This window comes from Legionella parisiensis (assembly GCF_001467945.1).
Lineage (GTDB): Bacteria > Pseudomonadota > Gammaproteobacteria > Legionellales > Legionellaceae > Legionella > Legionella parisiensis.
The window spans coordinates 2,198,751-2,214,368 of record NZ_LNYQ01000013.1 but is presented as its reverse complement, the minus strand read 5'-3'; the positions used below and the strand labels follow the sequence as shown (position 1 = coordinate 2,214,368).

The window sequence follows — 15,618 nt, the reverse complement described above, 5'->3', positions numbered from 1 at the left end:
GCTGAACACCTTTTAAAAAAAGGAGCGCAGCTCGTTTATTACGTCGTTTCTGTAAAAAATCTATCCAACTCATAACCCCCTTTATCAACAGACGCAAGTTTTTCAAATCACACTTCATGTTTAAAAAACTATTATAGTATAGGCATTATTTGCCATAAATATATTCCTGGTTTATGGTTTGAGGAACATTCTAATGCCAGGCCTGTGTAATTTTTACTAGTTTGAAACCATAAAGAAAAGAGGTTTTGGTCTGCGACAAGCTTATAAACTCATATTATAAGTCAGGAGATGCTACAATTCAGTCCCATGGATAGTTTTTACAATATAATTGTTATTGTTCAGGATGAAGAGATTGAAGCAGAAAGCAAGTTTAGATTATCTAAAGCCATTTATTGTCGTAATTATAGTTCTAGGATTTAATACAGCCTATCCTAGTTATCAGCCATGGTCGACACGAGTTACAGGCCAAGGCCTATTAGGAAAAAGTCAAATTGGTGGTTTTATTGATAGTATGCAGCCGCTCATAGGCAATGCAGAGAAGTTATGGTTCTTAGATGGTACTATTCTGGGTGGAAGCAGAGATTTAAATAGCAGCAATTCTGCGTACAGTATAGGAACGGGAGTGCGTGAACTCAAAAATTGGAGCTATGGGGAAGCAATTTTAGGTGGTTTTTTCTTTGCTGATTATCAACAGACTGCACATCGAACCCAGGCTTGGATTGCTAATCCCGGTATTGAGTTATTAGGTTCTTATAATGAAGTTCGGGTACAAGGATATATTCCTATCAGTCGACGTCATCAAACATATCATTACCTTATGGCCAGTGAGATTCCTCAATCTACTTTAAATGAAAAAGAAACTTATCATATTTGCGAAGGGAACTGGTACTATGTTGATAGAAATTTTGTTTCCGAACTTTCAGAATACCTTGATTCTTTTTATGCAGACACAACACTCCCTGATTACAACCATAAAAATGAAGGTGAATTTAATAAACATTGCGCGGATATGTTCAATAATTGCTTATGTCTAGATAGAAGTAATATTTCTCCGAAAGGCCAGAGGCAAGTTGAACCTTGCGATATTGTAGAGGCTCAAAATAATAGAGTAATTATATTACACCATGTTAAAAGATCTACGGATTCAGCTACGTTGAGTCATCTCTTTAATCAAGGTCTGAATTCTATTCGGCTTTTGCGAGATGATTCGGAAACCTTTGAAAATTTTTCAAAGCTAATAAATAATAAATTACAGCCTCAGATAGAAATTAATTACAGCGTACATCAAGAGTTTAAGATTATTTATCAAATAATAACGCATAAAGATAAAATCAAAAAATCACTAAATCTTCCTCTATTTTCTCGGATAAGCCTTAAACGAGCAATTAAAGAACTTCGTCGTATGAGAGTTGATGTTGAATTCTGTTTTGTTAATGACATCACACCTCCCAGTTCAGGTAAGAAAAAAAATAAGCAATCAAGGAAGCTTGCTAAGTCGGAGAGTTATACCAGACACTAAAACAAGAGATAGGATACAGACTTAAAATACGTGGTACAAATGGGACAAGTGGGAACCCTTTATAATTACTGGTTTAGAAGCGTTCCACTATCAAAATCGACGGTGGAACTAGTGGAACAATTTATACTCGTCAGACCAAACTTTCTCGGTAAAAACATAGCATCTAGGAATACCAACCCCTTTGATTCTTCGCTTTTGAGAAGCTTTGCCGTCATTCCCTGGAACTATCCAACCAGCATTGATAAGCACTTTATTCACCATTTTAGGCTCAAAGCCTTGGCAAATTTCCTTCCTGTAAACTTCGGATAAAACCATATAAATACGAAAACCTTCGTTATCCGTTCGAAAAAAACCAGCTCGGTTATAAAGACGTTCACTATTTGGATGATTTTCGCTTTCAAACCTACTTGCTCCTTCTTTTTCAAAGAACGCTCGAACTTGCGATAGTATGGCTCGATCTTCTCGGTTACCATGATCTCCAAAATCTTCAAGCCAAGCTTTAAAACAGTTTTCCGCAGCTTGACAGGCGGTGCCTCGTTTCCAACCAGTTAATTCAAAATGACTCGCTATTTCCCCAGCCATGGCAACTAAAGCAAAACGTCTGGCCACTCGTTGAATTTGACCTGAGTGTTCGGGCTTCGTGACCTTTGCTACAAATTGCTGGATTTTATTGGAGAGTAGGGGGATTAATTCAGCGCGATGCTTAACAATTTTATGGAGCCATGCAATTCCAACTGCTCCATGATATTGACTGGCAGCCTCTTTTAACGCAAGTGCCATAGAGGCTGAGTTTATATGATTATGTAGCTGTTCAAATAATCCCATTTGAGCACCCGCATCAGCTTCAATATCTGCCAAACGAATTTCTTGTCCTGCATTGCATCGCTGACCAGCTTTGGCCATTAACGAGGTTAATGACTCCTCGCCAGCGGATAAAAAGAGTAATGACCAACGCATTAATTGTCTTGCAGTGCCACAGCGAGAGGCTCGTGTTTTACCTTGACCATTGGCAAGCAGGTAAGCGCACTCTCCTGCTTCTTTGGGATCCATTTGACTCAGTTCATCCAAGATTAATAAACCATCATTATGGAGGGCAGCCAATCCTTCCAAACCGTTCGCTGTACTTCGCCACAAACGAATATAACTGTCCGGCTTACCCCAAACAGAGGCAGCTACTTTTAAAGCTGTTGTTTTGCCAGAGGAAGAGGCGCCTCTGAAATGAAATCCCCCTGAATCTTCACCAACAAGATTGGCTAGGCTTGGTGCAAATGCCGAGGAAATTGCAAATATTAAGCGCGAATTGCCATCCGTTAGTCGTGCAATAGAATTCCGCCAATCTTCAACACTTCCCGAAGTGGATAATGCGGGTTCAAGACTATTGGCATTTTGAAAAACGATTTGGTCATCAGATTTTTCGATGGTTTCATTAGCAGTAACAAATACCTCTTTATACCAGCCCAGTTTATCAACATAACGAGCACGCTCTTCAACAGGAAAGACTTGAATATAAGACGCTAACAAATCACGAGCTGTTTTACTAGGTGAAATAGTCAATCCTAATCGCGCCAGCTCTCGCCTTACATCGCTAGAATCCCCTTGTAATAAAGCCAAAGGCATAGCCCATTGGTGTTTAATTCCATCATCATCTACCCATTCGAGCAATCGACCCCATTCACCACTATGGGCATCACGAGTTTTAGCGACCACGTACAACGAAGAGCAAATCCAACGAGGAGGTAGCTCATTATTGTCTTTATCCTTACCGATAAAAATTACTCCATCAGAGGTTAATTGAAACAATCCACCTGCATATGGGAATGACTTAATACGTTTAGACTGTTTAAAATCCACATGATATATTTGATTTGAATTCATTTTCTTTTTCTCCAACAACGTTCACAGGAAGGTGTTCCACCACCTTCCAATCAATCACAAGACTTAATCAAAGAATTGCTAAACAGCATCTTGAAGGACGTTATAAGTGCATTGTTGTTGAAGATAATTAATAATATCTGATTTGCGATATCGAACTGTACGACCAATTTTAATATAGGGAACACCTTGACCAGCCCAACGGTTTCGTTCAAGTAATTGAACAGAGCAATCTAAGACTGCGGCAAGTGTATTTTGATTAAAGAGAGTGGAGTCTGGAGCTGATTCAAATTCATTGATAAGTTGTAAGCGTGATACATTTTTTCTAGACATAGTAATACCTCGTCATTAAAAGAATTTTCAATCGGCAATAAAAATGCCGCCAAAGAGGCTTTTTCCATAAATCCATCATTGAAAATTCCAGTAATACTGGTACTTTTCCACCTATCCTAAATTCCATGTAGCTTTATAGCCATTTTCATAAAGCTATTTAAAACAACAAATAGATTATTACGTGGTTTAAAAATTAAAGTCAACAATTGAAAACAAATTCAATGAAAATGTAACTAAAATAACTCTACTGTCCCACTTGTACCACAGGTTCCCTAACTTTATTCAATCAGAAAGATTCACGTACAGAAATATCATATCAGATTAAGTGTCGTATTTTTGTTTTGAAAAGTGTCGTATTTTTGCTATAATTATGTTGTAAGAAACTATCGGAAAATAGAGTTATGTCACGCGTATCACTTAGAAGTAAAATTGGGAAAAAGATCGGTCGATCTAAACGGCAGGTTTTTTTACGCTCTGATTTTGAACAATTAAGTGATTATGATCAAGTTGGCAGGGCATTAAAAGAATTATCCAGAGAAGGAAAGTTGCTCAAAATAGGTTATGGTTTGTATGCAAAAGCCAGAATAAATCGGATTACCGGCAAACCCATGCTTGCTGCTGAGGGCGGTTTTACAGCTATCTCTAAAGAAGCATTAACAAGACTTGGTGTAAAATGGCAATATTCCGATGCAACGAAATCTTATTTGACGAACTCTACACAAATACCCGCAAATGCTGAGGTTGTTGTAAAAAGCAGGTTTAACCGTAAAATTGGCACAGATAAATTTACCTTAAAGGTTGTTTGCTCTTAATGGAAGAAATAGACCCTACGATTTTGCAGATGTTGCCGATGCGTTCGGCATAGAAGAGCCCATTCTCGTAGAAAAAGATTACTACGCCATTACTCAAATGGCTTTATTCAGTCGGTGATTCTTCATACTCATTTATATTTTCAGGCGGAACCTCTTTATCGAAGGCTCATATAAATACTTTTCGCATGTCAGAAGATGTGGATATTAAAATAATTCCATCTATAGATATTCAAAAGAAATCGAGAAGCGTTCAAAGAAAATTAAGGGGGGAATTCTATCAAAAATTACGTGACTTGTTAGAAGAACATGAAATATTTGAGTTAACTGAGTCAAAGAAATTAGATGAAGGTAAATTTCTATACCACATTCAATACCCTCGTTATCATCAATTGATTGAAGCGATTCGCCCTGTAATTCAATTAGAAATCACAGAATCCCCTTTGCTTGAACCACCAATTATTAAGCCAGTTTCCTCAATGTACGCCGAAGCTCTTCGGTTATCGCCAGAACTTTTACAATGCCCATGCGCAACTATAGAGGTCACAGCCAGTGAAAAATTTGTATCGTTGTTAAGAAGAACTTCGGCATATGCTAGAGATAATGAGAAAAAGGATGATGAAGTTTTGATTCGCCATATCTATGACCTCCACCTTATTAACCAATCCAATGCAGACATGACTAAAATAAGCAGGTTCATAGAGCAAGTCATTAAAATTGATATGGAGGAATTTGGTAACCAACATCTTCAATTCCGAGATGAACCATATAAAGAGCTACGATATGGATTTAAACTGCTCCAAGAAGATATTAAGCATAAAAACAGATATCAAAATTTTATTGGACCTTTGGTATACAACCAAAACCCCGCTAGCTGGGAAGAAGCCCTGGAATCTCTTAATGAAAAAGTGGTTTCATGGATAAAAATATAAGCCAGAGCAGATGGAATATAGTATAAACATACTCTAAATAAAGTCCCACCCGTTCCACTATCGATTTTGACTGTGGAACGCCGATGGCCCAACAACCATATGGATGCCCCACTTGTCCCCCATGTCCCGCTCTAACGGATTATGATCGTTCATGGTGGAAGTAATAATATAAAATGATAGCCGTTTAAAATTCAATGATTATTTAAAGCATTAGCTATCAAGCTTTAAAGGTTAGTTGAAGAGTAACTCCTCCTGAAAAACCACAAATACTTATATTAGAGTTTCCAGAAACAGACCACTCATTAAGGTTCATCATTTGTGATAAAAACTGCCAAAGCCTTTTGGATATTTTTTTAATTTTAGACTTTATGTTATCAATAAAACCTTGCAAGGATGTGATTGGTATAGATGAGATAGGACCTACTGATATTTTATGTGATTTTTAGATGAAGGTTTTAAACTAGCTGCTAGTGAATCACTAATAATATCTAGTTCTGATTCAATATTCCCCGCAATAGTTATACTTCTAAATATTTTTGGTGCACTTTGTAATTTATCTTCTCTGTTTAACAATTTAATATATGATTCTAATAAATCAAGTTCTAATTCAAAATCTTTATTAGCATTTGCCTGAGCAATAAACTGGTCAACTTCCTCCTTCAGTATTTTTATATCTTTATTAATCTTTTCTTTTATCTGATTGTTAATGTCCTGAATGCTCATAAAATATTCTCTAAGTTAATACGGTGATAGTAATTATAGTTTCATTATTTTTATATGATTTAGTTTGAATCAAAGTAATCTTAGAGAACTGCTGTTTTGATTAATCAATTCAACGCATCATTCACAATGATGGGGTAACAAAAAAACACTTATCCAAAATGCAAAATTAACTTTATCCCGAAGAAAGAATTTTCCAAGGGCGCAATATACATTGCTTCGCAATGTGAAAATTTGAAAAAAAATTTAATTCGTAAAATGGCAATTTCCCTGACGCTAAAGAATCAATTATTTAATTTTATTAATTCTAAAGAAACAAAAGGTGATTAATAAATCCATACTTTATTAATCACTATTGTGCTATATTTTGATTAATAAAATATGAGGTTATTCATCATGAAATGGAATTGGCAGCTTGAGAATTGGCCAAATTTTACTTGGGACTCCGATAAATTAGTTGTGTTTGAACAGTCTTTTACTGAGAACGCGGGTATTATTATTGGTTCTTCGCAACATATATCTCAAGAAGGTAAGCAAAATTTATTTATCGATTTAATGTGTACAGATGCTTTGGATAGCTCAGAAATAGAAGGAGAGCATTTAAATAGAGATAGTGTGCAATCTTCTATTCAAAAAGAGTTAGGATTGTCTACGAAATCTCCTAGAGCTAGCATGGCAGAACGCGGGATCGCTAAAATGATGGTTAATATATATCAAACGATTTCTAATCCGCTAACACATCAGGTTTTATTTGAATGGCATCAATTTTTAATGGGTAATAGCCATCATTTAGAACATATTGGTCAATATCGTAAGCATGAAGAAGCAATGCAAATTGTTTCTGGACCTGATTATGATCGAAAAGTTCATTTTGAAGCTCCTCCCTCAACACGCGTTCCGGCCGAAATGGATCAATTTATTGATTGGTTTGAACGAAGTTCTCTCACCGGTTCAGCTCCTATACCTACATTAACCCGAGCAGGAATAGCCCACTTATGGTTTGAGAGTATCCATCCTTTTGAAGATGGAAATGGAAGAATAGGGCGAGCTATAGCAGAAAAAGCTTTATCGCAAGGATTTTCAAAACCAGTAATGACAGTATTGGCAAAAATATTATTAAAAAAGAGAAAGGAATATTATCAACAGTTAGGTTTAGCAAGCAAAACCTTGGATCTCACCTCTTGGTTGATATGGTTCGCTAACATCGCTCTAGAAGCGCAACAAAGCACTTATTTGTATATAGATTTCATTATTAAGAAATCTGTTATTTTAAGGGAAGCGGAAGGGAAAATTAATCCAAGGCAAGAAAAGGTTTTATTAAAATTATTTCAAGCGGGGCCTGATGGATTTGAAGGTGGTTTGAGCGCTAAAAATTATATGAGCATAACAGGCGCACCGATCGCTACAACAACCAGAGATTTGAATGACTTGGTGAAAAAAAATATTCTCAAACGAACTGGCGAACTTAAAGCGACTCGTTATTTTTTAAATCTCGAAAAGACTTAAATGTAATTTTTGAGATTTGGTACGCTGAGTACCAAATTAAAGTGTCTAGCAGTGAGTTCCAAAATGGAACTTACTGAAGTGTATCATTTGGCCGACATTGTCCGCCAAATTGAATATAAGGAATACAAATTTATTTTCTATGTCTAATTTGGATCTCAATGCGATCCAAATTGAAGAGGTTGTATACCAATAATATCAGCAGATCTAATAACGCCCATACACTTTAAAAAATAATCGGTAATCAATTGTATTGGTTTTCTCAACCGCTCCACATCTGTAATGATATACCCAGCGGTCACATCATTACTCATTTTATGATTCATTAGCCGTTTAAGCGCATAAGCAGAAATATCCAAGCTTTCAGCAATAGTGATAAAGGTACGTCTTAAATCATGAACGGTAAAGTGGACACCAGATGCTTTGGTTACATTAGCCATTTGTTTATGTGGCTCAATAATATGACCAGCAGCACCAGTTCCTGGGAATACATAATCGTTTATCTTCTTCTCATGACGAGCTACCAATAAATCATAGAGAAAATCAGAAAGGGCTAGGGTGTGGGATTCGTTATTTTTTGTTTTAACCACAGTAAAGGTTTTTGCTGCCAGATCGACATTTTCCCATTTTAAGGTGGCAGCTTCTTCTCTACGTAAGCCTGTTAGTAAAATTAATAATAAGTAATCGCGTAGGGTTTCATTTTCAATATTTTTAAGAGCAGTATACCAAGCTTCTAATTCATGAGGTTTAATGTAAGTTTGTCGGCGCTCCACACGATACCATGCGCGAGTTTGTGACAGGCGTCTTAAAAGGTTTTCCATAATTAATGATTTGCCTTGAGCATCCTCATATTGACCAGAAGCAAAATTGAATAGGGCACGTAATACTCGCATGGCTAGATTGGCATATGCTTCGCCATGTTCATTACCTAGTTTTTCATGTTGTTTACTGATTTTATCTTTGGTAATGGAGAGAATTGGTTTGTTTTTCCAAGTATGAAATGCTTTATTGATTACTTGATCCAAATAATGGTGAACGTATTGAAATAATAAAAACAATTTTAAATTATCTTAAACCTAATTTACCTAATCTTAATACACAACTCATATCCGCTATAAGAAAAATTGTAAAAAAGTACTGAATTTGAGATTTATGATGGTTTATTTTCTATATACACTTACTCTTTCCGAGAAGAGTTATTTTTAAGCACAAAGTTTAACCAAGCATCGGGACAAAATAAAAAATAAAAATAGTGCGAGTCAAGACTGTTTTTTTAATTTTTATTTGTATAACATATCCATGTCTAAATTTTTCTTCCTTATCTCTTTTCTGTGGATATCTTTTTTACCAAATAATGAATGACTAATCAGTAAAATATAAGAAACCTTACTGTGTCTGATTTATATCATTTTTAAATCTCCGCAATTTCATTTAAGTTATTCACATTTTCTGTGGATAAGTCTGTTTATAGTCTGTCAAATTCCTTGTAGAATTTGGAGGTTAACCAGATGATTCATCATTTATCAAGGTGTCTTTCATAGCAATATACAAGAAAAATGAAGTGGTACTACACTTTAAATAAATAGTTGAGAATATGATGTGTGGCCGATTTGCTTATGTGGCTTCTTATGACAAGTTAAAATATCAATTTCATCTATCCAATTCGATTGAAATTACTCCGCGATTTAATATTGCGCCAGGAGCTGAATTGGTGTGTCTTGTAGAAGCCGATGCTCATGAAATTCAAAGTGTGTTATTGCGATGGGGGCTTATTCCTTCTTGGGTAACAGATAGAAAAAAAATAGGTAGTCTCATTAATGCTCGTGCCGAAACCCTTTTTGAAAAACCGGCATTTCGTCAGGCGATGAAATCCAAGCGCTGTTTAATGCCTATGAGTGGTTTTTACGAATGGCACCAAGAGGACGGGATGAAACAACCTTATTTCTTTCAAAAAAAGAATCGTGACTTACTGGCCGTTGCGGCTCTTTGGGATACCTGGCAGCATGAAGAAGAAGTAATCCATTCCTGTTGTCTGATTACCACTGATGCGAACCCCTTAATGCTACCAGTGCATCATCGTATGCCTGTTATTTTAGATGAAGAAGCCCAAGCCATTTGGCTTAATAACACGCAATGCGATAAAGCACAATTAATAGCACTTATGAAACCTTATCCTTATGATGATTTGGAAGGGTATCGGGTTACTACTTTAGTGAATAAGGCTGACTTTGACCATCCATTGGCGATGGAACCCTTATCTAAATAAAAAAGTTAAAAATATTTTTCTTAATATTCTCGAAGACTTAATGGTGATTTCAGCTCATGTTGCCTTGATATGGGCTTTACAGCTTATTTTTCCCTGTCTATGATATTTGTACGTAAATCAAAACAAGAGTCATCATGTCACCACGAGGCGGAAAAAGAGCAGGGGCAGGGCGTCCTAAGGGTGAACCTACCAAAGCGGTTCGTCTTCCGGTAGCCCAGCTTCTCGAATTAGAGCAATTAACGAATCGCAAAGCGCATCAATTGCCCATCTTTGCAAGTAAAGTTCAAGCAGGATTCCCATCGCCTGCAGACGATTACATTGAAGGATATCTCGATTTAAATACCAAATTCATTAAACATCCTTCCGCCACATTTGTTTTGCAAGCCACAGGAGATTCCATGGTGGAGGCCGGTATTTTTTCAGGCGATTGGCTATTAGTCGATAGAAGCATAGAGCCCTCTGATGGGCGCATTGTAATCGCAGCAGTAAATGGTGAACTCACAGTGAAACGTCTTTCAAAAAAAGGGGGTAGGGTGCAATTACTTCCTGCCAATTCCAAATTTAAGCCAATTGATATTACCCAAGAGTGTGAGATGGTAATTTGGGGTGTAGTCACTTTAGTTCTTCATGAGCTTGCCTAACATGTTTGCCCTGATCGATTGTAATAACTTTTATGCCAGCTGCGAGCGTTTATTTCGCCCTGATTTAAGAGATGTTCCCATAGTGGTGCTGTCTAATAATGATGGCTGTTGCATCGCCCGCTCAAATGAGGCTAAGGCATTGGGTATTGCAATGGGCGAGCCTTATTTTAAAATTAAAGGTTTATGTAAGCAGCATGGAGTGAAAGCCTTTTCTTCAAATTACACACTTTATGGCAACATAAGTCATCGTGTGATGTGCACTATAGAAGAAAACTGGCCACACATGGAAATCTACTCCATTGATGAAGCATTTCTTGATTTAAGAAGTTTACCGTTTGATTGTCATGAAACTTTTTGCCAGGAATTACAGAAGAAAATTTTAAAACATACTGGAATACCTACCTCAATTGGTATTGGAGCCACCAGAACTCTGGCTAAAGTGGCGAATCATTTATGTAAAAAGGTCTTTAAGATTCCGGTCTTTAATATCACGCCAAATCGTGAGCAATTATTAAAGCAAGTTTCAGTGGGGGATGTGTGGGGAATAGGGCGGCAATGGGAAAATAAATTAATTGCACGAGGTATTCATACTGCCTATGATTTGGCAATGACCAATACGCATCTTCTGAAGAAGAGTTTTAATGTCGTGTTAATGCGTACCGCAATGGAACTTCAAGGAGTTTCCTGTAATGGTTTAGAAGAAGTTGAGCCGAAACAAAGTATCATGTCGTCAAAAAGTTTCGGGCAGATGCAAACCCGATACGCCTCTATTGCCGAATCGGTGAGTAGCCATTGTGCCCGAGCCGTTGAAAAAATGCGCAACCAGCAATTGGTAGCACAGCGCATATTTGTTTTTGTACATACTAATCGGTTTCGGGAAGATTTGGCACAACACTTTCAAGCCATGGAATTTCGTTTTGTTAATGCAACCGATGATTTGTGCCTCATTACCAAAATTGCCAAACAATGTCTGCAACGAATTTTTAAATCCGGATATTACTATAAAAAAGCAGGTGTTTGTCTTGAGGACTTAATTCCTAAAAACCCATGCCAGCTGGATATGTTTCATCAGCCGAGTGATGAGCAATTACATCATACGGAACAGCTGATGACTGTGTTTGATCAAATCAATCAAAAATATGGAAGAAGCACGATTCGACTCGCAGCAGAAGGATATTCAAAACCTTGGGCTATGCGAGCAGAACTTAAATCACCTGCTTATACCACGCGATGGTCTGATGTTCCTCAAGTTCATTTGTATTGAAAGGATAAATTATGAATGAACTAAAGGATAAAAATCCGATAAGAAAAATCATTCATATTGATATGGATTGTTTTTATGCTGCAATCGAAATGCGTGATTTTCCTGAGCTTGCGAATAAACCCATCGCCGTAGGTGGGGCAGCTGACCGCAGAGGAGTTATTGCCACGTGCAATTATGCGGCACGAGCCTTTGGTGTACGCTCCGCCATGTCCACAGCCCAAGCCTTAAAATTATGCCGTCACCTTGTCTTACGGCCTGTACGCATGGAGGTTTATCGAAACGAAAGTCAATACATTAGAGCTTTATTTGAAGAGTATACCGATCTGATTGAACCTTTATCCTTGGATGAAGCCTATCTTGATGTGACGGACTCCCCTAATTGTAAAGGGAGTGCGACGTGGATGGCACAAGAACTACGTGCACGAATTTATCAGACACGACAACTGACTGCGAGCGCGGGAATTGCCCCGAACAAAAGTTTGGCAAAAATTGCCAGTGATTGGCATAAACCTAATGGGCAGAAGGTGATTAAGCCAGAGGAGGTTGGTTCATTTATGATTGATTTACCCGTGCGTAAATTATTTGGGGTCGGCCCTAAAATGGAAGAAAAACTCAATTCATTAAATATTAAAACATGTGGTGATTTGCAAGATTATTCAATGGACTATTTAATTAATGAATTTGGTGCTATTGGCCAGCGACTTTATGATTTAGCGCGTGGAGTCGATGAGCGTCCAGTAAATCCTGAACGTATTCGAAAATCGATTAGTGTTGAAGAAACTTATTTGCAAGATTTACCGAATGTGGGAGCATGTTTGGCTGCTTTACCCGAATTAATAGTTCGTCTTGAAGCAAGAATTAAGCAGGCTAGAGCAATTGCTGGAATACATAATCTGTTTGTTAAATTAAAATTTAATGATTTTCAGCAAACCACGGTAGAGTGCGTGCATGACAGTCTTGATTTCAATATTTTATGCCAACTCATACACGAAGGTTTTTTGAGAAAGCGTATGCCAGTAAGATTGTTAGGCATAGGGATCAAATTGAAGCAAGAAAAGATCTATGAGGGCATTCAACTGCCTTTATTTGAATTAAACTTTGTTCAGAAGTGATAAATAACTCTAACATAAGGCATCAATATTTATGGCTGAAGAGATCAAAATTCCAAATCTAAATGAAATTCGCGAAGCCAGAAAGCTTCTTGGTGATAAAATTTTACTAACTCCTGTTTGGGAATGGAAGGGGCAAGAAAAGAATAATCTTTTTGGGAAGAATACTGAATTATTTCTCAAGCTCGAAACACTTCAATATGGTGGTTGTTTTAAACTTCGTGGCGCCTTATTAAATATGATGGCTCTAAAGACTAGTGAATTAAAAAACGGAGTTACTGCTATAAGTGCTGGTAATCATGCAATTGCAGTCGCATACGCTGCAAAACAATTAGGTATCGGTGCAAAGGTTGTTATTCCAAAAACAGCTAACAAATTTCGAGTTCAACGTTGTCAATCTTATGGTGCTGAAATAATCTATTGTGACACTATTAATGAAGGCTTTAACCAGGTTCAAGAAATTGCAAAGCAGGAATCTCGAGCCTTTATTCATCCTTTTGAGGGTTACCATACGGCCCTGGGTACTGCTACATTGGGTTTGGAATTTGCAGAACAGACTCAAGGATTAGATGCTGTTGTTATCGCTATAGGTGGCGGTGGCTTATGTGCAGGGGTTTCAAATGCATTCAGTCAAGCCCAACCATCCTGTAAAATCTACGGAGTTGAGCCAGAAGGCGCAGACACAATGAGTCGAAGTTTCATAGCGAATAAGCCAATGTCTATAAATAAAATTCAAACCATCGCGGACAGCCTTGGTGCCCCTAAAGCGGAACCATATAGTTTCCATTTATGTAAACTGCATGTCGATAAATTAGTAACCGTTAGCGATCAGGAACTTATTACTGCAATGAAATTAATTGCAGAAGAACTTAAAATGATGGTTGAGCCAGCTTGTGCTGCCGGTATTGCAGCATGTCTTGGCCCTTTAAAAAATGAACTTCATGGTAAAAGGGTAGGGGTTATTTTTTGTGGAAGTAATATTGATATCGGTACCTTTTTTGGTCATTGTAATGAGTAAACTACTCTGATTCAAAGTTGATATATGATCCGTTATTTCTAATAGTAGTATGCCAGAAAAATTCTCGTTTTTTGTTCTTGGGGGGCTTGGAAAATTTTGAAACAGTATTTGATAAGAGCCCCTTATCAGGTATGGCGTACTCTTCAGCATCGGGTTCAGTGCTGTTATCCAGCATTTCCCAGATTTTTTCCATAATCTCATCGTCGCTTTGTGTCGCATCTATCCAGATACCATTCAAAATCGCGTAGTACAATCATTTCTAACTCAGTAGGTATTTTGTTGAGCTGCATATTGTATCATGACTGCAACAAGCCTTTATTTTAGCAAGGCCAATCGATACTTTCCAATTTGGTGAAACCCAAGGGCTTGGTAAACGCATATAGCGGAATTATCATTGGTGAACAAAATTGCCCTTTTGACTTGTCTGGCTGCAGCTTGTTTTAGGCACAGATACACAGCAATTCTGGCAAAACCTTTATTTCTTAAAGTGGGAGGGGTATAAACGGGGCCGAGCTGCACAATATCAGGTAGGGTGGCATTAAATCCACATAATGAAACAGGGGTATTATTTACAAACAAAACCCATCGATTTTGGCTAATTTGCTTATCTTGAATTTCATCGATAATCGATTCTTCAAGTTTTGCATTATTCGTATCATCGCCAAGTGCTTCAATATGATAAGCGATAAGCCATTCTTTGATGACATCCCTGTCACACTCTTGTACTGTTTTGAGTGTGCAGCTAAATGAATGAATTGCTTGGGGTATAATCACCTTTTCAATGTTAAGTAAGAATAACTTTTCCTGATAATTAATAGCAAATAGTGATGATTCTAAGTTCAGCTTATCAATGACAAAATTGGCTTGAGAGTCTTCGCCAAGTATTCCGGCAATTGGTCTTGTTCTTTTAAGCTCAAATTCTTCTACTAATGCTGATAATGCAGAAAAATTTTCAGCCTGCATCATCACGTTACCATTCCAATAATGAGCTAAAACACCATTAAGTTGCTTGTTCTCGAAGGAGCCGTAATATTCCCCATGAAAAGGTTCATCGTGGTAGGTAATTCCCGAGTGGTATAAATTGTTCCTAATGAACATTGTTGTTTCTTGATAATGATTGAGATAGGAAGACAATTCATCTGTATGCAATTCGTCTAGCTTTTTTATCGCAATCATTTTTTCCTCGTCATGTGAATATTTTTAATACACTTTTAAGACATATGTTAAGATAGCCCAATATTGGTTATTATGAAATACAATTCATAGAATATGATTGCCTTACTTCCTCATAATCCTGCGTGGAACGCTGCATTTGAAATTGAAAAACAACAGTTATTGCAATTTGGTATGACAAAGAAACACACAACCATGGATTAAAGACTTTTATATTTGATGGAAAAGAGGAAGTTGAGTTAACTTATCAAATAGCTCAAATTTACTGGGGAAAAGGCTTAGCATTTGAAATGGGGCAAGCATCCTTGGAGTATGCTGAAGAGCATTTGAATTTAGCTGGCTCTTTTGTTTTACTGCATACACTAATTATCCATCATTGCGCGTTATGGAAAAATTAGGTTTTAAATTTGAGTTTGACTTTGAGCATGCAGGGATTACGCACAAGTTTCATAGAAAACC

14 protein-coding genes and 2 pseudogenes are annotated in these 15,618 nt (G+C 37.2%); 10 read left to right on the top strand and 6 right to left on the bottom strand.

Translation table 11 applies throughout. The features are described from left to right. Positions 1–352 precede the first annotated feature (352 nt). Positions 353–1,519: a DUF6119 family protein gene (locus Lpar_RS15850; protein WP_162264350.1), complete on the top strand. Its 1,167-nt coding sequence runs from the start codon at positions 353–355 to the stop codon at positions 1,517–1,519. A 108-nt stretch (positions 1,520–1,627) separates the two neighbouring features. On the opposite strand, the gene Lpar_RS15845 is transcribed toward Lpar_RS15850, so the two are convergent. Both Lpar_RS15845 and Lpar_RS15840 read right to left on the bottom strand, forming a co-directional pair. Next, a complete protein-coding gene (locus Lpar_RS15845; RefSeq protein ID WP_058518833.1) occupies positions 1,628–3,394 on the bottom strand; it encodes a DUF927 domain-containing protein in 1,767 nt (588 codons plus the stop codon). A gap of 78 nt (positions 3,395–3,472) precedes the next feature. Then, on the bottom strand, positions 3,473–3,724 hold the full coding sequence (locus Lpar_RS15840; protein WP_058518832.1) for a helix-turn-helix transcriptional regulator: 252 nt from the start codon (positions 3,722–3,724) through the stop codon (positions 3,473–3,475). Positions 3,725–4,125: 401 nt separating this feature from the next. Between Lpar_RS15840 and Lpar_RS15835 the strand changes: the two genes are divergently transcribed. Together Lpar_RS15835 and Lpar_RS15830 are read left to right on the top strand one after the other, a co-directional pair. Next, a complete protein-coding gene (locus tag Lpar_RS15835) occupies positions 4,126–4,536 on the top strand; it encodes a DUF6088 family protein (protein ID WP_058518831.1) in 411 nt (136 codons plus the stop codon). Positions 4,537–4,613: 77 nt separating this feature from the next. Beyond that, positions 4,614–5,465 carry a nucleotidyl transferase AbiEii/AbiGii toxin family protein gene (locus Lpar_RS15830; RefSeq protein ID WP_082650409.1) on the top strand — a complete coding sequence of 284 codons (852 nt, stop codon included), beginning with the start codon at positions 4,614–4,616 and terminating at the stop codon, positions 5,463–5,465. Positions 5,466–5,885: 420 nt separating this feature from the next. Here Lpar_RS15830 and Lpar_RS15825 read toward each other — a convergent pair whose 3' ends face one another. Continuing rightward, positions 5,886–6,188 carry a hypothetical protein gene (locus tag Lpar_RS15825; RefSeq protein WP_058518829.1) on the bottom strand — a complete coding sequence of 101 codons (303 nt, stop codon included), beginning with the start codon at positions 6,186–6,188 and terminating at the stop codon, positions 5,886–5,888. Positions 6,189–6,581: 393 nt separating this feature from the next. On the opposite strand from Lpar_RS15825, the gene Lpar_RS15820 reads away from it, so the two are divergent. Beyond that, a complete protein-coding gene (locus Lpar_RS15820) occupies positions 6,582–7,691 on the top strand; it encodes a Fic family protein (protein WP_058518828.1) in 1,110 nt (369 codons plus the stop codon). Positions 7,692–7,846: 155 nt separating this feature from the next. Here the strand turns inward: Lpar_RS15820 and Lpar_RS15815 are convergent. Then, a pseudogene (locus Lpar_RS15815) lies at positions 7,847–8,698 on the bottom strand (tyrosine-type recombinase/integrase); the annotation flags it as partial. 587 nt (positions 8,699–9,285) lie between these two features. Between Lpar_RS15815 and Lpar_RS15810 the strand changes: the two are divergent. The 5 genes from Lpar_RS15810 (at position 9,286) to Lpar_RS15790 (ending at position 13,986) form a co-directional block, all read left to right on the top strand. Then, entirely contained in the window at positions 9,286–9,954 is a 669-nt protein-coding gene (locus Lpar_RS15810; protein ID WP_058518827.1) for an SOS response-associated peptidase, read from the top strand. 134 nt (positions 9,955–10,088) lie between these two features. Further along, complete coding sequence (locus Lpar_RS15805) at positions 10,089–10,595, top strand: LexA family protein (protein WP_058518826.1); 507 nt, start codon at positions 10,089–10,091, stop codon at positions 10,593–10,595. Continuing rightward, positions 10,582–11,859 (top strand): Y-family DNA polymerase, encoded by a 1,278-nt coding sequence (locus Lpar_RS15800; RefSeq protein WP_058518825.1) that lies wholly within the window; start codon positions 10,582–10,584, stop codon positions 11,857–11,859. The genes Lpar_RS15805 and Lpar_RS15800 overlap by 14 nt, the downstream gene beginning before the upstream one ends. 11 nt (positions 11,860–11,870) lie before the next feature. Beyond that, positions 11,871–12,971 carry a DNA polymerase IV gene (dinB, locus tag Lpar_RS15795; protein ID WP_058518824.1) on the top strand — a complete coding sequence of 367 codons (1,101 nt, stop codon included), beginning with the start codon at positions 11,871–11,873 and terminating at the stop codon, positions 12,969–12,971. 31 nt (positions 12,972–13,002) lie between these two features. Then, positions 13,003–13,986, top strand: coding sequence for a threonine ammonia-lyase (locus Lpar_RS15790; protein WP_058518823.1), 984 nt, complete (start codon positions 13,003–13,005; stop codon positions 13,984–13,986). Between the two features lie 124 nt (positions 13,987–14,110). Here Lpar_RS15790 and Lpar_RS19470 read toward each other — a convergent pair. Continuing rightward, positions 14,111–14,239: pseudogene (locus tag Lpar_RS19470) on the bottom strand (antirestriction protein ArdA); the annotation flags it as partial. A gap of 62 nt (positions 14,240–14,301) precedes the next feature. After that, the gene (locus Lpar_RS15780; protein WP_058518821.1) at positions 14,302–15,162 is read right to left on the bottom strand and encodes a GNAT family N-acetyltransferase; all 861 of its coding nucleotides are present in this window, start codon (positions 15,160–15,162) and stop codon (positions 14,302–14,304) included. A gap of 158 nt (positions 15,163–15,320) precedes the next feature. Between Lpar_RS15780 and Lpar_RS19625 the strand changes: the two genes are divergently transcribed. Continuing rightward, positions 15,321–15,557 carry a GNAT family N-acetyltransferase gene (locus Lpar_RS19625; RefSeq protein WP_337589243.1) on the top strand — a complete coding sequence of 79 codons (237 nt, stop codon included), beginning with the start codon at positions 15,321–15,323 and terminating at the stop codon, positions 15,555–15,557. The last annotated feature ends 61 nt before the right edge of the window (positions 15,558–15,618 follow it).